Source organism: Paenibacillus terrisolis (assembly GCF_056171975.1).
In genome coordinates, this window is record NZ_JBKFGG010000021.1 from 1 (window position 1) to 22,100 (window position 22,100).

General features: G+C 49.2%; 19 protein-coding genes. 7 read left to right on the forward strand and 12 right to left on the reverse strand.

The window, feature by feature from the left end:
- A partial coding sequence (locus tag ACI48K_RS17055; protein ID WP_475028820.1) for a hypothetical protein occupies positions 1–261 on the forward strand: 261 nt, incomplete at its 5' end.
- 88 nt (positions 262–349) lie between these two features.
- On the opposite strand, the gene ACI48K_RS17060 is transcribed toward ACI48K_RS17055, so the two are convergent.
- Complete coding sequence (locus ACI48K_RS17060) at positions 350–1,480, reverse strand: HD-GYP domain-containing protein (protein ID WP_475028821.1); 1,131 nt, start codon at positions 1,478–1,480, stop codon at positions 350–352.
- Positions 1,481–1,671: 191 nt separating this feature from the next.
- Positions 1,672–4,179, reverse strand: a complete 2,508-nt coding sequence (gene gyrA / locus ACI48K_RS17065) for a DNA gyrase subunit A (protein ID WP_475028822.1) — start codon at positions 4,177–4,179, stop codon at positions 1,672–1,674.
- Between the two features lie 345 nt (positions 4,180–4,524).
- On the opposite strand from gyrA, the gene ACI48K_RS17070 reads away from it, so the two are divergent.
- The gene (locus ACI48K_RS17070) at positions 4,525–5,325 is read left to right on the forward strand and encodes a YheC/YheD family protein (protein ID WP_475028823.1); all 801 of its coding nucleotides are present in this window, start codon (positions 4,525–4,527) and stop codon (positions 5,323–5,325) included.
- A gap of 78 nt (positions 5,326–5,403) precedes the next feature.
- Here the strand turns inward: ACI48K_RS17070 and gyrB are convergent, their stop codons facing one another.
- From gyrB to gnd, 10 genes are all read right to left on the reverse strand, one after another.
- Complete coding sequence (gene gyrB / locus ACI48K_RS17075; protein ID WP_475028824.1) at positions 5,404–7,320, reverse strand: DNA topoisomerase (ATP-hydrolyzing) subunit B; 1,917 nt, start codon at positions 7,318–7,320, stop codon at positions 5,404–5,406.
- 33 nt (positions 7,321–7,353) lie between these two features.
- The gene (gene remB, locus ACI48K_RS17080; RefSeq protein WP_475028825.1) at positions 7,354–7,602 is read right to left on the reverse strand and encodes an extracellular matrix regulator RemB; all 249 of its coding nucleotides are present in this window, start codon (positions 7,600–7,602) and stop codon (positions 7,354–7,356) included.
- 20 nt (positions 7,603–7,622) lie between these two features.
- Positions 7,623–8,732: a DNA replication/repair protein RecF gene (gene recF / locus ACI48K_RS17085; protein ID WP_475028826.1), complete on the reverse strand. Its 1,110-nt coding sequence runs from the start codon at positions 8,730–8,732 to the stop codon at positions 7,623–7,625.
- Between the two features lie 42 nt (positions 8,733–8,774).
- A complete protein-coding gene (gene yaaA, locus ACI48K_RS17090; protein ID WP_475028827.1) occupies positions 8,775–8,993 on the reverse strand; it encodes a S4 domain-containing protein YaaA in 219 nt (72 codons plus the stop codon).
- Positions 8,994–9,017: 24 nt separating this feature from the next.
- Positions 9,018–10,160 carry a DNA polymerase III subunit beta gene (gene dnaN / locus ACI48K_RS17095; RefSeq protein ID WP_475028828.1) on the reverse strand — a complete coding sequence of 381 codons (1,143 nt, stop codon included), beginning with the start codon at positions 10,158–10,160 and terminating at the stop codon, positions 9,018–9,020.
- Between the two features lie 500 nt (positions 10,161–10,660).
- Entirely contained in the window at positions 10,661–12,007 is a 1,347-nt protein-coding gene (gene dnaA / locus ACI48K_RS17100; protein ID WP_475028829.1) for a chromosomal replication initiator protein DnaA, read from the reverse strand.
- Positions 12,008–12,495: 488 nt separating this feature from the next.
- Entirely contained in the window at positions 12,496–14,055 is a 1,560-nt protein-coding gene (gene gntK, locus ACI48K_RS17105) for a gluconokinase (protein WP_475028830.1), read from the reverse strand.
- Positions 14,056–14,118: 63 nt separating this feature from the next.
- Positions 14,119–15,480: a GntP family permease gene (locus ACI48K_RS17110; protein ID WP_475028831.1), complete on the reverse strand. Its 1,362-nt coding sequence runs from the start codon at positions 15,478–15,480 to the stop codon at positions 14,119–14,121.
- 197 nt (positions 15,481–15,677) lie between these two features.
- Positions 15,678–16,349 (reverse strand): GntR family transcriptional regulator, encoded by a 672-nt coding sequence (locus ACI48K_RS17115; protein WP_475028832.1) that lies wholly within the window; start codon positions 16,347–16,349, stop codon positions 15,678–15,680.
- 112 nt (positions 16,350–16,461) lie between these two features.
- Positions 16,462–17,361 (reverse strand): phosphogluconate dehydrogenase (NAD(+)-dependent, decarboxylating), encoded by a 900-nt coding sequence (gnd, locus tag ACI48K_RS17120; RefSeq protein WP_475028833.1) that lies wholly within the window; start codon positions 17,359–17,361, stop codon positions 16,462–16,464.
- A 356-nt stretch (positions 17,362–17,717) separates the two neighbouring features.
- Between gnd and rpmH the strand changes: the two genes are divergently transcribed.
- The 5 genes from rpmH (at position 17,718) to mnmE (ending at position 22,081) form a co-directional block, all read left to right on the forward strand.
- Positions 17,718–17,852, forward strand: a complete 135-nt coding sequence (gene rpmH / locus ACI48K_RS17125) for a 50S ribosomal protein L34 (RefSeq protein ID WP_068621644.1) — start codon at positions 17,718–17,720, stop codon at positions 17,850–17,852.
- 191 nt (positions 17,853–18,043) lie between these two features.
- Positions 18,044–18,394 (forward strand): ribonuclease P protein component, encoded by a 351-nt coding sequence (gene rnpA, locus ACI48K_RS17130; RefSeq protein WP_475028834.1) that lies wholly within the window; start codon positions 18,044–18,046, stop codon positions 18,392–18,394.
- A 75-nt stretch (positions 18,395–18,469) separates the two neighbouring features.
- The gene (locus ACI48K_RS17135; protein ID WP_475028835.1) at positions 18,470–19,369 is read left to right on the forward strand and encodes a YidC/Oxa1 family membrane protein insertase; all 900 of its coding nucleotides are present in this window, start codon (positions 18,470–18,472) and stop codon (positions 19,367–19,369) included.
- A complete protein-coding gene (jag, locus tag ACI48K_RS17140; RefSeq protein WP_475028836.1) occupies positions 19,366–20,082 on the forward strand; it encodes an RNA-binding cell elongation regulator Jag/EloR in 717 nt (238 codons plus the stop codon). Before ACI48K_RS17135 ends, jag begins: the two co-directional genes overlap by 4 nt.
- Before the next feature lie 619 nt (positions 20,083–20,701).
- Positions 20,702–22,081, forward strand: coding sequence for a tRNA uridine-5-carboxymethylaminomethyl(34) synthesis GTPase MnmE (gene mnmE / locus ACI48K_RS17145; RefSeq protein WP_475028837.1), 1,380 nt, complete (start codon positions 20,702–20,704; stop codon positions 22,079–22,081).
- The last annotated feature ends 19 nt before the right edge of the window (positions 22,082–22,100 follow it).

Below are 22,100 nucleotides of genomic sequence, written 5' to 3' on the forward strand. Positions count from 1 at the left end.
CACGCCGCCAGCGTTCGTCCTGAGCCAGGATCAAACTCTCCATTAAAGTGTTTGTCTTGCTCATTTAGAAAAACTGACGAGAATTTTACTTCTCAAGATGATATTTCAAACGGCCTCGCGACCAGCTTGGAATTCATCCATTTTAATACTCACTCGTTGTTCAGTTTTCAAAGATCAACTTCGTTTTTCTTCGTTACCGTTGTTTCAGCGGCAACTTTTATAATATATCACCATTCACAAGTAATTGCAAGAGTTTTTTGAAAAACAATATTTTCGATTCATCCAGCTCTTCTTCATTACCTCAAACGGTAAGTAATAATATACCCTAAACCGCAGCTAAATATCAACCCTAGGAAAGAACTTCCTCGATATAGAGTTGTCTTTCCTGTATAAGGTTCACGATCTGCCCCTGAACGGACACCATTGGACGCGTCGGGTGGTCGCGATCGGAGAACACGATTTCGCCCACTTTATCATTACTAAGCCTAACGCGCATTCCGGTATGGAATTGCGTCACTTTATCTATGAACGCCTGCACAATGCCGGGGTCAAGTTTGCCGAACGCTTCGGTTTTGATTTGCTCTAGCACCAAATAAGGCGACTTGGCTTTACGATAACGGCGATTCAGTGTCATGGCATGGAAAATATCCGCAATCGCAACGATTTTCGCATAGACATGCAGTTTGTCGCCGGTCAAATGAAAAGGATATCCGGAGCCGTCCATTTTCTCATGATGCTGCAGCGCCGTTAAGCGAACTCCCTCGTTAATCGCCGCCGTTTTTCGCAGCTGCTGATAACCGTAAGTAGTGTGCATCCGCATTTCTTCGGCTTCTTCCTCCGTAAGCGCACTCGGTTTATACAGAATAACCGGGTCGATTTTGGTATTGCCGATATCATGGAGCAATCCGGCAAAAGCGACCTGCATCCAATCCTTTTGCTGCAATCCGTACCACTGTGCCAACAGATAGGAAGTTAACGAAGAGAGGATCGCATTATGATACAGGTAGTCATACTCGTTCATATTCCGCGGAGCAAATGTCAGTACGTTATAAGATTTAATATGCCGGATAAGAGCTTCCAGTTGATGCCGTAATTCATAGATGGGAAGTTCGGAAGCAAGTACGGACTGAAAGGCGCTTTTCGTTAAATGCAACATTCTGTCGTATTCCTGATGCAAGGGACTGCTTTCATTCCTGATGTCATTAATAGCTGCGCCGACATTGGCGGCATTCGAAGAAGCCGCTGAGCCCGCTTTTGTACTAGTCGTGTCCTGCCCGGAGGCCGCAGGAGTTGTCCCTTTACGATCCGTAGCAAAAGGTTCCTCAATATCTACCTGCTGGATCATAAACGCACGAATAATATCGAGATCCCGAGGCAGCAGGACCTTTCCTTTTTGCAACAAGAGTCCGCCAAGCGGAGTATAAACGGAACTGATCAGCTTTACGCCGGGTTTTATGTCCATCACAGAAATACTAGTCATATCCATACTCTCCTCAATTGTACAACTGGGGCTTCCATCACCTAAAAATAGGGAAAAAGAACTATTCCTCACCCACTAACATTATAGTACGCCTTTAAAAAAGCAAGCAATCCTTCTTTTTCAACGGAGAGTAAAAGAGTAGTAAAAAAGCGGACCTCCTTGGGGGAAGTCCGCTCTATGCTGAATTTCTGTTATTCTTCCGAATCTACGCCAGGTTCCGTCTGGGAAGGATCGGTGACACCTTCACCGTTCTCATCGTCCGGCTCATCCGTATCCTCGCTCTTATCCGAGCGGCAGACGGTAGCCACCGAATCATCGTCCCGAATATTGATCAGCTTCACGCCCTGCGTATTCCGGCCCATGGTCGAAATGCCGGCCATGCTCGTACGAATCAAGGTGCCGCTGCTCGTAATGATCATCAAGTCTTCTTCATCTTTGACGACCTTCAGACCAACTACGGAGCCGTTTTTCTCGGTCACGTTGATTGTCTTTATCCCTTTGCCGCCGCGGCTTTGCGTCCGGTATTCCGAAGCAGGCGTCCGTTTGCCGTAGCCCTTCGCCGTAACGATCAGGATATCCTGCTCAGGCACCACGACATCCATACCGATCAGCTCGTCACCATCGTCGAGCGTGATCCCTTTGACGCCTGTAGCCGCCCGTCCCATAGAACGAACATCGCTTTCCGGGAAGCGGATGGACATGCCTTGCGCCGTCCCCATGATCACTTCATGAGAACCGTCGGTCAGCTTCACATCGATCAGCGTATCGTCGTCGCGCAGATTAACTGCGATAAGCCCGCCCTTGCGGATATTGATATAATCCTCAAGCGGCGTCTTCTTAACGATGCCCTGCCGTGTGGCAAAGAACAAATATTGATCCTCGTCAAAGCTTTTCACCGGTATGACGGCATTGACGGTCTCGCCCTGCTCGATTTGGATCAGGTTGATAATCGGAGTTCCCCTTGCCGTACGTCCAAGCTCCGGAATCTCGTAGGCTTTCAGACGGTAAGCTTTGCCCCGGTCGGTAAAGAACATCAAGTAGTGATGAGTATTCGTCACAAACAGATGCTCGACAAAGTCATTATCCTTGGTGTCCATGCCAACGACACCCCGGCCTCCGCGTCTTTGGCTGCGGTAGGTCGTAACCGGCAATCGCTTGATATAACCGGTATGGGTAATCGTAATAACGACTTCTTCCTGCGGAATCAAATCTTCATCCAGAATGCTTTCTTCCCCGATCGTAATCTCCGTACGACGAGGGTCCGCATATTTATCGCGAATCTCGTGAAGTTCATCGTTAATAATCTGGAGAACCAATGATTCGTTCGCCAAAATATCGCGATACTCGGCGATTTTCTGAAGGAGCTCGTTATACTCGTTCTCGATCTTGTCGCGTTCCAAACCGGTCAAGCGGCGAAGTCTCATATCGAGAATCGCTTGTGCCTGCTCGTTGCTCAGACCAAATCTTGACATCAAGCCGTCGCGGGCTTCCTCGTCCGAATTGGATGCGCGGATCAAAGCGATGACCTCATCAATATAATCCAGCGCGATACGCAAACCTTCCAGAATGTGCGCGCGAGCTTCCGCTTTCTTCAGGTCAAATTCCGTACGACGACGGATCACGGTCACTTGATGCTGCAAATAGTGGCTGAGAACTTCCTTCAAGGTCAAAATCTTAGGCTCGTTATTCACGATCGCCAGCATATTGATCCCGAACGAAGTTTGCAAAGCCGTATGTTTATACAAATTGTTCAAAACGACATTCGGATTAACGTCACGACGCAATTCGATCACGACGCGCATCCCCGTACGGTCCGACTCATCCCGCAAATCGGTAATGCCGTCGATTTTTTTCTCCCGCACGAGTTCGGCGATTTTCTCCACCAGACGTGCTTTATTCACCTGGTACGGGAGCTCGTCGACGATGATTCGAGCTTTATTGTTATGCTCTTCGATCGTCGTCTTGGCCCGCATCGTTACCGATCCGCGTCCCGTCGTATAGGCTTGACGAATTCCGGAGCGGCCAATGACATAACCGGCCGTCGGAAAATCCGGGCCATGTATATAATCCATAAGCTCCAGCGAGGTAATATCCGGGTTTTCAATCAGCGCATGAACCCCATCGATGACTTCGCCCAGATTATGCGGAGGAATATTGGTCGCCATCCCGACCGCGATCCCTGAAACCCCGTTGACCAGCAGATTCGGGAAACGGGACGGAAGCACAACCGGCTCATGCTCTTCCCCATCATAGTTAGGCATGAAATCAATGGTTTCTTTATTGATGTCGCGAAGCATTTCCATGGCGATTTTGGATAACCGGGCTTCCGTATACCGCATCGCTGCGGCCATATCGCCGTCAACCGATCCAAAGTTGCCGTGTCCTTCGACAAGCATATATCTCATGGAAAAATCCTGGGCCATACGCACCATCGTTTCATAAACCGCAGAATCCCCGTGAGGATGGTATTTACCGATAACTTCGCCGACGATTCTCGCCGATTTCTTGAATGGCTTGTCCGGATGCATTCCAAGCTCCGACATCGCATACAAAATACGGCGATGCACCGGCTTCAAACCGTCCCTTACATCCGGCAAAGCACGGCTGACAATAATGCTCATGGCATAATCCATGAAGGATTCGCGCATTTCCACATTAATGTCCCTATCGACGATTTGCGGGTAATTTTCTTCTGCCATGCTGGACCTCCTTTGTTATTCATCCACGTGCCAAATGTATGGGAAAAGACTTGAAACCAGTATCCAACTCGTCACTTTATATCATTTTTCACAAAACAAGCCTAATTAAAACCTCTTGTTCTTCCAATCCTTTTTCCCATACGACAGCAAAAAAATGGGGATGTGTCCACTCCCATCGTGATGTCCGCTCATACACTACGGATATAGCTTTTTCTTAAATTGCTTAAAAAACTAATAAAATCCCCGTATCTTATTATTATATCATTGTTTATCTCTTCTGTCCTATGTTTTTCGCAGTCAGGGATGCAAATTCCGAACATTGCTTCAGAAAGGAAGGGTTGTCATTTGGCCATTCAGCGGATCGCGAGCAAATGGGAAAAAACGAAGATTATCAGGCAGCAGGAGTCTCTTCGCGCCTATATTCCCGACACCCGCAAATACAACTTGGAAAATCTCACGGAGATGATGGAGACGTATGGCATGGTGTTTGTGAAACCGGATCACGGCACCTATGGCAACGGCGTCATGAGCATTGAATTTTGGACGGATGAGCTTGTTCCGGATTCCTCCCGCAAATATAAATTGAGGCACGGCATCGAGTATGAACTTTATGACACGGCCCAGGAACTGCATCATGCGCTTAAGAGGAAAATCAATGAGAAGCTTTACTTGATCCAAAAAGGCATTCATTTGCTTACCTATCGGCGCCGCAGATTTGACATTCGCGCCTTGGTTCAGAAAACTCCGCTTCAAACCTGGGAAACGACCGGGCTTATCGGCAGGGTAGCCGCACTGCAAAAAGTGGTGACAAACTATCATGGCGGCGGCAGCATCATGTCCATAGAAGAGTTGCTTGGCTCCTACCTGTCCCCTAAAGAATTTACCGAGCTATACAAAGAAATGAAAAAGGTCGGTGTGCGCGTCGCTGCCCAACTGGCCAAAAAGCTTCCGAATCTGAAAGAGATCGGCCTTGATATCGCAATTGACGAGCAGTATCGCATTTGGATTTTGGAAGTCAATACGCTCCCGGCTTTGTTCCCTTTCAAACTGCTCGAAAATAAAGACATTTACAAAAAAATCAAGAGATACGCTGTCGCATACGGCCGGTTGAAACCGTCGTCCGTAAATACGCCTCCCCGCCAATAAGAAAGGGCTGCTCCAATGAACCGGATCCATTCGCCGGCATTTGGAACAGCCCTTTATGTCAGTCCGTCTCCCGGACCTTTAGATATCGAGATTCTTCACGTATTTCGCATGCTCCTGGATAAAGTCATACCGTGGAGCGACATCGTCGCCCATCAGCGTATCGAAGATCGCGTCCGCCTGAATGGCATCGGAGATGGATACCTGCTGCATCGTGCGGCTTTCCGGATCCATAGTTGTCTCCCACAGCTGCTCGGCGTTCATTTCGCCCAAACCTTTGTAACGCTGGATATTGAGCTTCACGTTTTCGCCGAATTCAGCGATGATCTCGTCGCGTTCCTTTTCGGAACCGGCATAGCGCACCACTTTGTTGCGTTCGATTTTGAACAGCGGCGGCTGCGCGATGTATACGTATCCGGCTTCGATAATCTTCCGCATGTAACGGAAGAAGAACGTCAGCAGCAGCGTCCGAATATGGGCGCCGTCGACGTCGGCATCGGTCATGATGATCACCTTGTGATACCGCGCTTTCGTAAGATCGAATTCTTCCCCGATCCCCGTTCCCAAAGCCGTGATGATCGCCCTGATTTCAGCGTTGCCCAAAATGCGGTCAAGCCGCGCTTTTTCCACGTTCAGAATTTTACCGCGCAGCGGCAAAATCGCTTGAAAATGGCGATCCCGCCCTTGTTTGGCCGAACCGCCGGCCGAATCGCCTTCGACGATGTACAGTTCGCTGAGCGAAGCATCTTTGGAGGAACAGTCGGCCAGTTTTCCCGGCAAAGCGCTCACTTCAAGCGCACTCTTGCGGCGAGTCAACTCGCGGGCTTTACGCGCGGCTTCGCGAGCCCGGGACGCCTGCAGCGATTTCTCCAGAATCCGCCGCGATACGGACGGATTTTCATCCATGAACTCCTGCAGCTTTTCGGCGAAAAGCGATTCCACAATCCCTCGCACTTCGCTGTTTCCGAGTTTGGTTTTCGTTTGTCCTTCAAACTGCGGCTCCGGAATTTTTACGGAAATAATCGCATTCAATCCCTCACGCACGTCATCCCCGGTTAGGTTGGAATCATTGTCCTTGATCATGCTGGTCTTGCGGGCATAATCGTTGATGATCCGGGTCAGCGCGCTCTTGAAGCCGGATTCATGCGTTCCGCCTTCATGCGTATGAATATTGTTCGCGAACGACAAAATATTTTCCGTATAGCTGTCATTGTACTGAAGGGAAACTTCCACTTGGATCATGTCCCGCTGGCCTTCAACGTAAATCGGCTGTTCGTGCAATACCTGTTTATTATGATTCAGGAATTTGACGTACTCCATGATCCCGCCTTCGTAGTGGAAACTCTCGGAGGCTCCCGAACGCTCGTCGGTCAAAGAAATGTTGATGCCTTTATTCAAAAAAGCAAGCTCGCGAATCCGCGCCAGCAGCGTATTATAATCAAACACGGTCGTTTCCGTGAAAATTTCCGCATCCGGATAGAATCTCGTTTTTGTCCCCGTCTCGTCTTCGTCGATGTCTCCAATCTTTCTTACATCGTACTGCGGCGTTCCGCGGTGATATTCCTGCTGATAAACATGCCCGTCCCGTTTAACTTCTACGATCACTTTCGTCGACAAGGCGTTCACGACCGAAACACCGACGCCATGAAGCCCACCGGATACTTTATATCCCCCGCCGCCGAATTTACCGCCGGCATGCAGCACGGTCATGACAACTTCGAGCGACGATTTTTGTAATTTCTCATTCAGACCTACCGGAATTCCCCGCCCGTTGTCTATAACGGTAACGCTGTTATCCTCATGGACGATTACGTCGATCTTGTCGGCGTAACCCGCCAGCGCTTCGTCGATACTGTTATCTATGACTTCCCAAACCAGATGGTGAAGCCCCCGCGCGCTGGTAGATCCGATATACATCCCCGGACGTTTGCGGACCGCCTCCAATCCCTCGAGCACCTGTATATTACTCTCGTCATACGATTGTTCGTTCATTGACATGCCTTCACCTACTTCTATAGATTCAAAGAGCGGTTAACCCGCAAAAATAATGTTGGCCTTCTTTTTCAGAGTCGCGGAAGAAATCGGCGAATAATATATTCCATCCTTCGTCACTACAATGGACTTCGCTTCTTCCTCGCCGATGCGCAACACGTTTTTCTCTTCGATCGCATGGGTGATAAATTGCTTGGAAATTTTGGACGATTTCTCGATCGAAATGTCAAAAATCGCTATGAGTTCCGAAGAGAGAATGATCTTCTCCCCGCCTAAATGAATATACACTCGCATCCCTCCGCCCTTGATTAATGGACTTGTCCTTCCTGAACATGAAAAAGGCTGGCGTCCGTAAGCCGGCTCGCATTGAGACTCTCGATCCCCGTAGCCGTAATGAACGTCTGCACTTTACTCTGAAACGTCTCGATCAATTGGGTTTGCCGGTAAGGATCAAGCTCGGACAGCACATCATCGAGCAGCAAAATGGGGTATTCTCCGATCTCCGCGTGAATCAGTTCGATTTCCGCCAGCTTAAGCGATAAAGCCGTCGTTCGTTGCTGTCCCTGGGAGCCGTAAACCTGCGCCTCATTGCCGTTAATATGAAAAGCCAAGTCGTCACGATGCGGTCCGGCCAGCGTCATGCCGCGGCGAATTTCCTGATCTTTCATTTGTGATAACTTTATCATAAATTGCTCCAATAGGACAGCTTCATCTTCCTCTTCCGCTTCTCCGAACGAGGGAAGATAGGATAATTTCAGTTTTTCCGAGCCTCCGGTAATGCCCTCGTGGATCTGCTCTGCCCAAGTTTGCAGTTTTCTTATAAATTGTTTCCTTTTTTTGATGATTTTAACACCGTGCTCGACAAGTTGCTCATTCCAAATTTCCAGCATCGTCCCAAGCTCCGGACCTGCTCCCCAGGCTTGCTTAAGCAGATTGTTGCGCTGGATAAGCACCTTCTGATACTGCTGGAGATGAAAAAGATAGCTGGGCTGCACCTGGCCGATCTCCATATCCAGAAAACGGCGCCGGATGCCCGGTGTTCCTTTCACGATCTCCAGATCTTCCGGAGCGAACATGACCACGTTCAGAGCCCCGATAAAATCGCTGAGCTTCCGCTGTTCAAGCCCGTTCAGCTTGGCTTTTTTGCCTTGGGCCGACAGCCGGAGCTCCATCTGAACCGTTCCGTACTTTTTCTCCACCTCGGCATGGATCAGGGCGTGGTCGCTGCCAAAAGCGATCAGCTCCTTATCCTTGGCCGTCCGGTGCGATTTCGTCAGAGCGAGCACGAACAAGGCCTCCAGCAGGTTGGTTTTTCCCTGCGCGTTGCGCCCGATAATGAGGTTAACGTTGCCAAAAGAGTTCAGCGAGAGTGTGCCATAATTCCGGTAATGCTGCAATGACAATTGATTGACGAACACGTAGAGACTAACCTCCTCATTCCCGCTGACCGCTTTTTGCCTTCATTCTTGGGCAGCCACCCGGAAGGAACCGCAATCTTCAACGTCGACCACATCTCCCGAGTACAGCTTTCTTCCCCGGCGATCTTCCGGTTCGCCGTTCACCTTGACGGCGCCTTCCTGCAGGATTGCTTTGGCCATGCCCCCGGTAGGAACGCAATCCGCTAGCTTCAAGAATTGGTCCAACTTAATATATTCCGTCGAAATGGAAATTATCTTCATCGTTTTACGATTTCCTTTCCGTTATCAGTTCGTCGTCCGGTAAGGCAGAATCAGATACAAGCTTTGGCTGTCATCCACCGGTTTGATAATGATCGGACTCATCGCGCCGGTAAAGCCGATATGCAGCTGCTCGCTTTCTACGACTTTCAGAACGTCCAGCATATATTTGGAGTTGAATGAAATGCGCAGCGGGTCGCCGGTAAATTGAGCAACCTCCAACTGCTCCGTAACTTTCCCGAGCTCGGAAGAGCTGGAAGAGATTTCGATTGATCCGTCTTCCAAAGTTTGCAGGCGGACGATATTCGTTTTCTCCTCGCGCGACAGCAAATAAGCCCGGTCGATCGAATCGCTCAATTTTTTCGTATCAAGGACAAGTTCTGTTTTATAGCTTGTCGGAATAATTTTAGAAGTGTCCGGATAAGTTCCGTCCAGGATGCGGGTATAGAACAGCACGCGGTCGATTTTGAACAGCACTTGATTGTCGGCCACGACAATATCGACACGGGTGTTTTGATCCGGAATGATTTTGCTAAGCTCGTTCAGCGTTTTGCCGGCAATGACGATATTGCTGAAACGAACGTTGTCAGCGTCATCCATTTTGGCCATCCGGCTTGCCAGCCGATGACGGTCGGTAGCGACGAATTTGAACAGGTTTTCGCTTAAATTCCAGAGAACCCCGGTCAGAATCGGAGAGGTTTCGTTGAAGGAAATTGAAAATACCGTTTGGCGGATCATATTTTTCAGCAGGTCACCCGGAATCGAGATCGTTTGGTTCTCTTCAATGCTCGGGAGAACGGGGAATTCCTCTGGATCCAGTCCTACCATCTGAATATCCGTCGAGCCGGAACGAATCAAAGTTTGAAAACCTTCCAGCACTTCCATTTCGATATCCTGCGAAGGGAGCTTTTTGATAATCTCTACAAAAAATTTTGCAGGCAGCACCACGCTGCCGGGGCGCTCGATTTGGACGATTTGCTTGTCTTTGTCTTCGGCCGGAATAAACGCTTGAATGGAAATATCGGTATCGCTGGCAGTCAGCGTCATGCCTTGAAAGTTCACGTCCAGCTTAATCCCCGTCAAAATCGGAATCGTAGTCCGGCTGGAGATCGCTTTGGACACGTGTTGGATCGACTCGTTTAATTCATGCTTTAAAATACGTATTTTCATAAATTCAACTCCTAAAAGTTTTATGAAGCATAGGCTTCTTGGGATTACTTCGCAATAAAACTTACTTCGTAAGCACAGGCTTAGTTTTTATGAAGCATAGGCTTCTTTGAAATTACTTCGCAATAGAACTTGCTTTGTAAGAGCAGGCTTACTTTTTATGGAGCTTGGCTCCTTTGAAATTACATCGGAATAAACTCGTCGTTTTGGAGCAACAGCCGATTGGGTTAAGCTGGGGCTTCTATCAAAACCTCGCTAAATCCAGATAACTTTTCCAAGCACTATCAATATCTTCGGCTTTTATATTTTTTTGCATAAAGCAAGTTTTTATCGCATAGAATGGTTGCGAAGAGCAAGTTTTTTTCAGGTGCCGTATGGATGATAAATATCTTTAAAAATATAGAAGAAGTAGTAGGGGCCCTGAATATGTGGATAACAACATAAAACAGATGAAATGAAGCCTATCCACATGTGAATATCATGTGCATAGGCTCTTTGCTTATTCAGGTCGCACTTTTTATTTTTTCGGTTATGTTATTAATAATTTTGAATAGATCTTGGTCGGTTTTGAGCTGCTGAGTGATTTTTTCGTGAGCGTGAATGACCGTGGTATGGTCGCGGCCTCCGAAAGCGTCGCCGATCTTAGGGAGGGAGAAGTCCGTCAGTTCCCTGGAAAGATACATGGCGATTTGACGAGGGAACGCGATGGCTTTCGTCCTTTTACGAGCTTTGAAATCATCCAGCCGCAGATTATAGTATTCTCCTACTTTTTGCTGAATGTCCTGAATCGTGATCATCTTGGGACGACTGGATGGAATGATATCTTTCAGCGCTTCCGCGGCAAGGTGCGTGGTCACGTCCTGGTTGATCAGGGAAGAGTAGGCCACAACCCGGATGAGAGCTCCTTCCAGCTCACGAATGTTCGTGTCGATCTGATTTGCGATATACATCATCGCTTCGTTCGGAATATCGAGGTTTTCCGCCTTAGCTTTCTTGCGTAAGATGGCGATCCGGGTTTCGAGGTCCGGAGGCTGTATGTCGGTGATGAGTCCCCATTCGAACCTGGATCTAAGCCTCTCTTCCAGCGTAGGAATTTCTTTGGGCGGCCGGTCGCTGGAAATGATGATTTGCTTGCGTTCTTCGTGCAGAGCGTTAAAAGTATGGAAAAATTCCTCTTGCGTCGATTCTTTGCCGGCAAGGAACTGGATATCGTCAATCAGCAGAATATCGATGTTCCGATATTTGTTGCGGAAGCTCTCCGCGCGGTTATCCCGGATCGAATTGATAAATTCGTTCGTGAATTTCTCAGAGGAGATGTACACGACTTTGCTGCTGGGACTGTGCTCCAAAATGTAGTGGCCGATCGCATGCATCAAATGCGTTTTGCCGAGTCCAACGCCGCCATATAAAAACAGCGGGTTGTACGCCCGTGCAGGCGCTTCGGCAACGGCCAGCGAAGCCGCATGGGCGAAACGGTTGCCCGACCCGATGACGAACGTATCAAACGTATACTTCGGATTAAGCATATGGGAAACGCTTTCTTCAGTCTGGACGGGTGCGGGAGGCTCTTTGATCGTTGGGATTTGCTCGGGAGGAGCCGATTCTTCAATAACGAAAGAAACACTGACTTGTTTCCCGATATATTCGAATACGGTGGTCGCTACGAGCTTGGTATAACGGCTCTCCAGCCATTCCACGGCAAACGTGGTCGGTGCGGAAATGACGATCGACTGGTCGGTCAGACTGACGATCTTCGTAGCCTTGAACCAGGTATCGAAGCTGGGTTTGCTGAGTTTGGTGTTGATGATGGATAAAATATGTTGCCATATTTCCGAAGTATGGCTGTCCACAGACTGTCACTCCTTTTAAATCTTCCAATTGTGGCTTAAGCCATGCAGAAAGAGTCGAAAAAACATAAATAAAGGGGAATTTTATCCCCAGTAGTAAGTAAAGTATAATCATTATAAACAGAATTAAATTCGAATTGTTCACAATGTTATCCACAGGTTGTTAATAAATCAGTCCATAAACTCAGATATTCACAACAAAAACAATATAATCATAGCAAAAGAAGCCTTATTTTTCAATGGACAGTCAGCTTTTATCCACAAATTCAATAACTTGTGCATAATTATCATTAACACCACTACATATTGTTTATAGTATGTTTAAAATTCGACAGAAAGAGGTAAAATTCAAAAAAAATATGCACAGGTTATTAGAGGATGCTGCTAATTTTGAAATTCCGGGCTTGTGAATAATCTTCGATTGTATCCGTAAAAAAAGAGCCGTTATCCTTTTCGGATAACAGCTCTTTTTGAAATGGGGGATATTCGCTTTAGGCCTTCGGCTCGTCCATGTCCATTTGCCGCTGGAATTTGGCGATGGCCTCGTATTCCTCCGTCAATTTGCGCGAAATGCGGATGTAGATCGGCAGCAACTGCTTGTATATAGCGGCGTTCTCGGCAATCGGCGTATGCTCGTGCGTGCTTCCCACCATCGTTTTAACGATATCGAGCGTATCGGTTTTGCCCAAGGCATACAGGCCCAGCACAACGGCGCCAAGACAGGAGCTCTCGATGCTTTCCGGGATCACGACTGGCTGGTCGAAAATATCCGCCAGCATTTGCCGCCACAGAGGGGAGCGGGCAAAGCCGCCCGTAGCCTGAATTTTGCTCGGCCGTCCGATTTGTTCTTCCATAGCCAACAACACCGTGTAGAGGTTGTAAATAACCCCTTCCAGAACGGCGCGAATCATATGCTCTTTCTGATGGCCCAGCGTTAGCCCGAAGAAGGAGCCACGGGCATTCGGATCCCAAAGCGGCGCACGTTCACCGGCCAGATAAGGGTGAAAAATAAGCCCGTTGGAGCCGGGGCGCACCCGTTCGCCGATTTTGGTCAGCACATCGTAGGGGCTAATGCCCAGCCGTTTGGCCGTTTCCACCTCGGAGGCGGCAAATTCATCCCGGACCCAGCGGAATATCACGCCACCGTTATTCACAGGTCCGCCAATGACCCAATGTTTGTCCGTCAGCGCGTAGCAGAAGATTCGGCCCTTCGGGTCTGTCGTCGGACGGTCTACGACCGTCCGAATCGCGCCGCTGGTTCCGATGGTCACGGCGACGACCCCGGGATCGATGGCATCAACCCCGAGATTGGACAATACGCCGTCGCTCGCTCCGATCACAAATGGAGTAGAAGAGGACAAGCCCATTTCGGCGGCGTATTTTGACGATAGCCCCTTAAGGGAGTGGGTCGTCGGAACGATCCGGGACAGCTGTTCCGGCGTGATGCCGGCAACTTTCAACGCTTCTTCATCCCAATCCAGTCGTTCAAGATTCATGAGCCCCGTGCAGGATGCGATGGAATAGTCGATCACGTATTCTCCGAACAACTTGAAGAAAACATACTCTTTAATAGAAATAAACTTTTTGGATTTGCTGAAAATTTCCGGACTTTCATGGCGCAGCCACAGCAATTTCGTCAGAGGGGACATCGGGTGGATTGGCGTTCCGGTCCGCAAATAAATCTCATGACCGCCGAGCTCGTTTTTCAACCGTTCCGACCACAGCGCGCTGCGGTTATCCGCCCAGGTCATGCAGCGCATCAGCGGCTCGCCGTTTTCATCGACGGGAATGACGCTATGCATCGCCGAACTGAAGGAAACGAACATGATTTGCTCCGGATCAACCCCGCTTTGTTTCATGATTTGCCCAACCGAATGAATCACAGCATTGAAAATCTCTCCAGGCTCCTGCTCCGCAATGGAAGCGGAAGGCGTGTACAATGGATATTCCTCGTTCGCGGAAGCTGCAACCTTTCCGTTTTGCTCAAACAAGACGGCTTTGGTGCTTGTCGTGCCGATGTCAATTCCGATCATATACGCGTGTGCATCCATTTTATAACCTTCTCTCTGTATTTAGCTCTTTTCCTTTATAATTTCACTTTGTTATCCACGATATTAGAAAACCAGGCTGACGGCAAGAATCAGAATCAGGCCAACGACGGATAGAATCGTTTCCATGACGGTCCATGATTTCAAGGTTTGCGGCACGGACATGTTGAAAAACTCTTTGACCATCCAGAATCCGGCGTCATTAACATGCGAGAGTACGATCGAACCTGCGCCAGTGGCGAGTACGGCCAATTCCACATTGGCACCCGGGGTCATGGCGAGAACCGGCGCAACAATGCCGGCAGCCGTCGTCATCGCAACCGTAGCCGAACCGGTGGCCACACGAATCAGGGCGGCAACGAACCAGGCAAAGAGGATGATATTCACATGCGCGCCGGTGGCAATTTGCGCGATGGCGTCGCCGACGCCGCTGTTGATCAGCACTTGCTTGAACGCACCGCCGGCGCCGATGATCAGCACGATCGTAGCGATAGGCGCAAGACATTCACTCGTAAACTTCGAAATTTCGTTTTTCGTAAATCCTCTGGAAAAACCAAGCGAGAAGAAAGAGAAAACGACGGCGATCAGTAGGGCCATAATTTCATGACCGATAAATTCACAGAACAAGGTGATGGGTCTCGTTGCCTCCGGATCGAGAATGTCGGCGATCGAGCCGATCAGCATCAAAATAACGGGCAGCAAAATCGTAAATAACGTAATTCCGAATCCGGGCAGCTTGCGGTCGTTTTTCACGGAAAATTGCTCCGCCAGCTGTGCCGGCGGTTCAAGCACGATTCGTTTGCCGATAAATTTACCGAAAAGCGGTCCGGCGATAATTGCAACCGGCAGGCCGACGACGATAGAGTAAAGAATCGTCTTCCCGAGATCCGCCCCGTAAGCGTCGATTGCGATCATTGGCGCCGGATGCGGCGGGACCAGACCGTGGACGGTGGACAAGCCGGCCAGAATCGGAATCCCGATTTGCAGCAGCGACATTTTGGTCTTCTTGGCGACCGTAAACACGATCGGAATGAGCAAAATAACCCCAACTTCGAAAAATACCGGAATACCTACGATAAAGCCGACCAGCATCATAGCCCAGTGGACTCTTTTTTCGCCGAACCGGTCGACTAATGTCGTGGCGATGCGCTCCGCGCCGCCGGATTCGGCCATCATTTTACCGAGCATGGTGCCAAGTCCGATGACGATGGCTATGGTCCCCAGCGTTCCGCCCAGCCCGGAGGTAATTGAGTTGACGACATCAAGCGGCTTCATGCCGGCCAGAAGTCCGAGAAGTAAGGCCGAAATCAGCAGGGTGACGAAAGGATTCCATTTAAACTTCGAAATGAGGATAACGAGAAAAACGATTGTTAGCAAAGTCCAAAATATCAATGTGGCATTATGACTCATGCCGAATAGCGTATCCATTTTGAATTCCTCCTTCATGCATTTGCGCAAGCCCGCGTTATTTCATAGATGCAGCGCTTTCATAAACCTTTTTCAGATAAAGCTTGCATTATTATGAGTTTTTTTTCCTGAATCGATGAGTGTATACTTGTCGACAACTAAAGTAAAAGAAAACGGAACGGTTTAACTCCTATTAAAAAGCGTCTTGATCACCCGGATTAACTTGGGATACTGGTATGCAGCGTGTTGCGCGAATCGGCAAAATACTCCTCCACACAAGCTTGGATGGTTTCGATGTCTCCCGATTCCAGACCTTTTAGCAGCTTGCGGTGTTTATTGACGACATATTCGATTTTTTCTTCGCCTTGCGACAGGACTTCCTTGGTCGTGATAAGCATGACGGTCATGACGATCTGGCGGATGCTGGTCCACAGATGAAAAATTCTCGTATGTTTGGCTTCCGTGATGACCAGTTCATGAAAACTGAGATCCTGATAGGCAAACTCCACGATATCCTGATGTTTTCCGGCGAGCTCCATTTTGTCGATAATTTGCCGCATTTGGGCCATGACCTTGGTTGGCTCGGCCGCAAGCCGTTTCCAGGCAAAGCTTTCAATCAGAAAACGTACGTCGTACAGTTCTTCAGTATCGAGCAAACTAAGTCCGTTCACAACGGCACCCATTCGTTTCAATGTAATCAGTCCTTCGCCGGACAGCGTTTTCATGGCTTCCCGAACCGGGGAACGGCTCGTTCCGAAATCCGCGGCGATGCGGTTCTCGGATAATACCTCGCCCGGCTTGATCGTTCCATTGATGATTTGCAGACGCAACTCGGAAGCGATCGATTCGCCGAGTGAGCTGCCTTTTAACCATGAAGAAGGATATTGCATCTTGCTTATCTCCTATCCAAGGGATTTCATCCCGATATGATCAAATGTTCTGAAACAACTTTCTGAAACATTTAAATCATAGCATGATTTCCCTTGAATTGGTACGTGGCGCCTACTTGGACGATTCTACCCCGTGGCCTCCGAATTCGTTGCGTAGGGCGGCTACAACCTTGCCGTGGAAAGTGTCTTCTTCCAGCGAACGGTAGCGCATGAACAGCGACAGGGCGATAACCGGCGCACTAGCTTGCAAATCAAGCGCGGTTTCCACCGTCCATTTGCCTTCGCCTGAGGATTTCATGACACCGCGGATGCTTTCCAGTTTCGGATCCTTGGAGAAGGCGTTTTGCGCCAGCTCCATCAGCCAGCCGCGGATAACCGAGCCGTTCGACCATACTCTGGCGACATCTTCGAATTGAAAGGCAAAAGGACTTTTATCAAGCAGTTCAAACCCTTCCGCAATCGCCTGCATCATGCCGTACTCAATCCCGTTGTGCACCATTTTGAGAAAATGGCCGCTGCCGTTTGGTCCGGCATACAGGTAGCCGTTCTCGACGGAGATATCTTTGAAAATGGGTTCAATGAGGCGGAACGCCGTTTCGTCTCCGCCGATCATGAAACAAGCGCCTTGTTCCGCACCTTCTACGCCACCGGACGTGCCGACATCGAAAAAGTTGATCCCGGTCGTTGATAGCTGGTCGGCTAATGCGAGCGAATCCTTATAATGCGAATTGCCTCCGTCAATAATGATGTCGCCTTGCTCCAGCAGGGGAGTAAGCTGATCAACAACGGATAGAAGCGGGGCGCCGGCGGGAACCATAACCCAAACGATGCGCGGAGCCTCCAGCAAAGATACGAGTTGTTCCAAACTGCCCGCTGGAATGGCGCCTTGACTCGCGGCATTTTCAACCGATTGGCTGTTCATATCGTAAGCAACGACTTCGTGCCTGTGACCCAGCAGATTCGACACGAGATTAAGGCCCATTTTTCCAAGACCGATCATCCCTAATTTCATGAAAGTCCACACTCCTTTTTAGACAAGTATACTTGTATACAACTTTACATTTTCAATATACTCCGATCCATTCTGCCTGTAAATACTTTTCTGGAAGCGCTTATTTTCACATAGCCATTTCACTTAAAAAATACTTTTCCACATGTGCATAACTTATATTCATCCTGAAATGGAAGTGTTGCTGTGGAAAACTCGGAATTCAAGCGATTCACATGTGAATAACCGGGAATTTCGCCCAAAAAGAGATGCCAGGTTCTGTTGACTTTTCAAAGGGGTTATGGTTAAATGTAAAAAGGCATTTTCTGTGGACATGGAAATGATAATAAGACAGTGATTCCTGTAAGGGGGTGCAATAAATGAAACCGACTTTTAAACCAAATGTGAGCAAACGTAGTAAGGTTCACGGTTTCCGTAAAAGAATGAGCACGAAAAACGGCCGCAAGGTTCTCGCAGCTCGTCGTCTTAAAGGCAGAAAAGTATTGAGTGCGTAATGCGTGCGTGAAGACCACTACGGTGGTCTTTTTTTGTTAATGCGAATTTTGCCGTTTTACTTGGCCCTATCGTTGCCGACGGCAGAGGTTTACCGCCTATGACGTTGGTTTATAATACATTAGAAGTTAGCCAACCATGGATTACAGAGCCATTTTTGAAAATCAATCGGGTTTGAAGCAGGGAGATTGCTGTGCATAGAAAGCTTCGGTTACGGAACCGGGCCGATTTCAATCGGATCTACCGGTACGGAAAGTCATTTGCCAATCGGCAACTGGTCGTCTATTGGGCGGGCAGATCGGATATCGAGCGGTTTCGGCTCGGCGTGTCCGCCAGCAAAAAAATCGGCAACGCCGTTGTTCGCAACCGGATGCGCCGCATGCTGAAGGAGATCGTTCGTCTGCATGAAGCGGAGATTCGGGATCATGTCGATCTCATTCTGATCGTTAGAAACGGCGCCGTCGGAATGGAGTACAAGGAACTGGAAAAAAGCGTGCTCCATGTACTGCGAAAAGCCTCGCTGCTGCGGCCTTCGAGGCCTTAAGTGGTCTTGTTTCTTTGTCCTTTTAAATATGTTATGATTTACGATGAATGGATAGGTTAAGAGAGGGGTTTTGAAGTGTCGCGAATGATCAATAACAGAAGAAGATGGCTTCTTCTCATTCTTGCGATCGGACTGGTGGCTGTGCTCGCCGGTTGCGGAGTGCAAAGCAACAATATTACAACAACTACGGAAAGTATGAGAGGCAGTAACTCTTGGTGGACGGCCAACGTCGTTTATTACTTCTCGCTTGCTCTGGATACCTTTGCAAAATGGTTCGGCGGAGCATACGGGCTAGCGATCCTCGTGATGGTTATTATTGTTCGGACATTGATTCTTCCCCTGACGCTGAAGCAGGTGAAGAGCTCGAAAGCGATGCAGGCTATTCAGCCGCAGCTTGCGAAGATCAAGGAACAATATAAAGATAGCCCTGAGAAACAGCAGCAGGAAACGATGAAGCTGTTCCAGGAGCATAAAGTAAATCCGATGGCCGGCTGTTTTCCGCTGATTATTCAAATGCCGGTGTTCATTGCACTGTATAACTCGATTTACCATAATGCCGCGATCCGTGAACATTCCTTCCTGTGGCTTCATCTCGGTGAGCCGGACAAGCTGTTTATCCTGCCGGCGCTTGCCGCACTGACGACGTTCATTCAAACAAGAATGATGTCGAACATGAACCCTTCCGGAATGCAAGGGCCGATGCAGTTTATGATGTTTGTCTATCCGATTTTGATTTTCATCATGGCTTACAACTTTGCCGCGGCGCTTCCGCTTTACTGGATTTTCAGTAACTTGTATACGATTGCGCAGAACTTTTTTATTTACCGGAAGAAAGATCCGGTCCTGGCCGTCAATGGGCCAAGCGGTTCTTCACCTTCAGGTTCGAGTTCGGGTTCGGGTAAGAAAAAGGGCGGTTCGAATTTAAAAGCCGGTCATCCCGGCAAAGGCGCCAAGGAGGCCAAAAAATCGAAATGAATAAAATCATGACGTCGGGAAAAACCATTGAAGATGCTGTAAAACAAGGATTGGCCATGCTCGGCACTACCGAGGATAAAGTCGCCGTGAATGTGTTGGAGCAGCCGTCAAAAGGATTCCTGGGACTGATCGGAGTCAGGGAGGCCAAGGTGGAGCTCACCTTGCTTGAAAAGACTTCGGCAGAACCATCATCGCTGGGGAAGTCTTCGGAACCCTTCGCTTTTCCTTCTAATAAGGAAGGCTTGGTTCACGATGGCAGAGACCCCTATGAGGAGGCGGCGTTATTTGTACGGGACGTCGGTACGAACATGGGGCTTGAGATTGAAGTCGATATCGAGCACAAAAAAGACAGCACCGTATTGAACATTTCGGGAAATGATTTGGGACTCTTAATCGGGCGGAGAGGTCAGACCCTCGATGCTCTGCAATATTTGGCGAATATTATCGCTAACCGTTATTCCGATAGCTTTATTCGCATTGTTCTGGACGCGGAAAACTTCCGCGAACGCCGGAGAAAGACGCTGGAGGAGCTCGCCATCCGGTTGGCCGGGCGGGTCGTCCGCACGCGCAAAGAGGTTACTCTTGAACCGATGTCGCCGCAGGAGCGCAAAGTGATTCATTCCAAACTTCAGGATCATCCGGAGGTTAAAACGTACAGCAAAGGCGAGGAGCCAAACCGGCGGGTCGTTATAACACTGAAGCAAAGCAAATGAATGAGACGCAATGACGTTGGCTACGGCATGATGCCTGGTGACGTTGTTGCGTTTATTTTTATGGGCCTCAGCCCTCCCAAACCCTCCCTTACCGTAAGGGAGGGCTCCGAGGGCCCGCAGCCCTCTGGACTCACGCAAACTGGACTAACGTTGGAGGGACAGAGGTGCACCTTTATCGCTGTTCCCTACGGGAATGCGCTGGACTGTGGCGGCGGAACGCTTTTCTCCCCCTAACGGGGGTACGTCTTACTGTTGGAGCTCCTTGGGGACCTGGAAAAGCGGAAGTAACGAGGGAGAGGCAGAGGCGCACCCTCGTCGCTGTTCCCTACGGGAATGCGCTGGGTTACGTGCAAGGAGGCGCTGTTCCTTCGGAATGCGCTTAGGTTTGAGCAATTCGGTGAAATGATGTTATAGATGAAGCAATGTTTGTGAGTTCCGTGAATGAGAGCGGAGATGGCTGTTTGAGTCTGGAGAAGCGAAAGCGTTCGCCTTTGCCATTGGATTGTAACCTTGCAAGGTGTTATATAATATTGGCAATCCAATGGCAACAGCGATCGGAAGATCAAACAGCTGGCGCAGCCCATTATTCACGAATAAATATCAACAGCGAGGTGAGAACATGCTAAGCGATACGATAGCAGCGATATCGACGGCGGTGGGCGAAAGCGGGATCGCGGTGATCCGGGTCAGCGGGCCCGAGGCGATTGACGAGGTGGGACGGTTGTTCCGCTCCAAAACGGCTCTGCCGGAGGCGGAAAGTCACACCGTGCATTACGGGTTCATCGTTGACCCCGAAACGGGGGAGAAGCTTGAGGAGGTTTTGGTCACAGTATTTCGGGCCCCGCGGTCGTTCACTACCGAGGATGTGGTGGAGATCAGCACCCACGGCGGGATTATTTCCGTGAAACGGGTTATGGACCTGCTGCTCATGCAGCGCGGCATTCGTCTCGCTGAGCCGGGGGAGTTTACCAAGCGGGCGTTCCTGAACGGGCGGATCGATTTGTCGCAGGCGGAAGCCGTGATTGACCTGATCCGCTCGAAGTCGGACCGGGCCTTTTCGGTTGCGCTGAAGCAGGTTGAAGGCGAATTGTCGCGTAAAATCAATCTGCTGCGGCATACGTTGGTGGAAACCCTCGCACATATCGAAGTGAACATCGATTATCCGGAGCATGACGTCGAGTCGATGACGATGGAGTTCATAAAATCGAAATGTGATGAGGTTACAGAAGGAATCGAAGCCCTGCTGCGGACGGCGAACCAGGGGAAAATTTTGCGGGAAGGCATTACGACGGCGATTGTAGGACGGCCTAATGTCGGAAAATCGTCGCTAATGAATGCGCTGGCCCGGGAGAATAAAGCGATCGTCACGGATATTCCGGGAACGACGCGGGATGTTATTGAAGAGTACGTCACCATTAACAATATTCCACTGAAACTGCTCGATACGGCCGGTATTCGCGAAACGATGGATGTTGTCGAGAAAATCGGGGTGGAGCGCTCCAAGGCTGCGGTGAATGAGGCGGACTTGATTTTGCTGGTGCTGAACAGCGCCGAAGCTCTTCATGAGGATGAAATTTCTTTAATGAAGCAATTGTCGGGAAGATCAACGATTGTTTTGCTAAATAAAATCGATCTTCCGCAGGGACTTGATCGTGAAGTTGTAGGCGAGTATTTTTCGGCGGAATCCATCGTGGAGCTTTCCGTTAAGACGGAAGAAGGACTGGGCCACCTGGAGGAAGCAATCTCTCAGCTGTTTTTTGGCGGACAATTGGAATCAGGCGATTTGACCTATGTCAGCAATGTGCGTCATATTGCACTGCTGAAAAAAGCGAAGCAGTCGCTTGCCGACGCGTATGAAGCAGCGGACAGCGGCATTCCGATCGATATTTTGCAGATTGATGTGCGGCTTGCCTGGGAGCAACTTGGCGAAGTTATCGGGGACTCGGCGCCGGATGCGCTGATCGATCAGATTTTCTCCCAATTCTGCTTGGGGAAATAAGTCGGAACTTCATAGCGTT

What these genes read in the sequence shown, in the direction of transcription:
- ACI48K_RS17060 (WP_475028821.1), bottom strand. Translation starts at nt 1,480, where the DNA reads ATGACTAGTATTTCTGTGATGGACATAAAACCCGGCGTAAAGCTGATC.
- gyrA (WP_475028822.1), bottom strand. Translation starts at nt 4,179, where the DNA reads ATGGCAGAAGAAAATTACCCGCAAATCGTCGATAGGGACATTAATGTG.
- gyrB (WP_475028824.1), bottom strand. Translation starts at nt 7,320, where the DNA reads ATGTCAATGAACGAACAATCGTATGACGAGAGTAATATACAGGTGCTC.
- yaaA (WP_475028827.1), bottom strand. Translation starts at nt 8,993, where the DNA reads ATGAAGATAATTTCCATTTCGACGGAATATATTAAGTTGGACCAATTC.
- dnaN (WP_475028828.1), bottom strand. Translation starts at nt 10,160, where the DNA reads ATGAAAATACGTATTTTAAAGCATGAATTAAACGAGTCGATCCAACAC.
- gntK (WP_475028830.1), bottom strand. Translation starts at nt 14,055, where the DNA reads ATGGATGCACACGCGTATATGATCGGAATTGACATCGGCACGACAAGC.
- ACI48K_RS17110 (WP_475028831.1), bottom strand. Translation starts at nt 15,480, where the DNA reads ATGGATACGCTATTCGGCATGAGTCATAATGCCACATTGATATTTTGG.
- ACI48K_RS17115 (WP_475028832.1), bottom strand. Translation starts at nt 16,349, where the DNA reads ATGCAATATCCTTCTTCATGGTTAAAAGGCAGCTCACTCGGCGAATCG.
- gnd (WP_475028833.1), bottom strand. Translation starts at nt 17,361, where the DNA reads ATGAAATTAGGGATGATCGGTCTTGGAAAAATGGGCCTTAATCTCGTG.
- rpmH (WP_068621644.1), top strand. Translation starts at nt 17,718, where the DNA reads ATGAAACCGACTTTTAAACCAAATGTGAGCAAACGTAGTAAGGTTCAC.
- jag (WP_475028836.1), top strand. Translation starts at nt 19,366, where the DNA reads ATGAATAAAATCATGACGTCGGGAAAAACCATTGAAGATGCTGTAAAA.
- mnmE (WP_475028837.1), top strand. Translation starts at nt 20,702, where the DNA reads ATGCTAAGCGATACGATAGCAGCGATATCGACGGCGGTGGGCGAAAGC.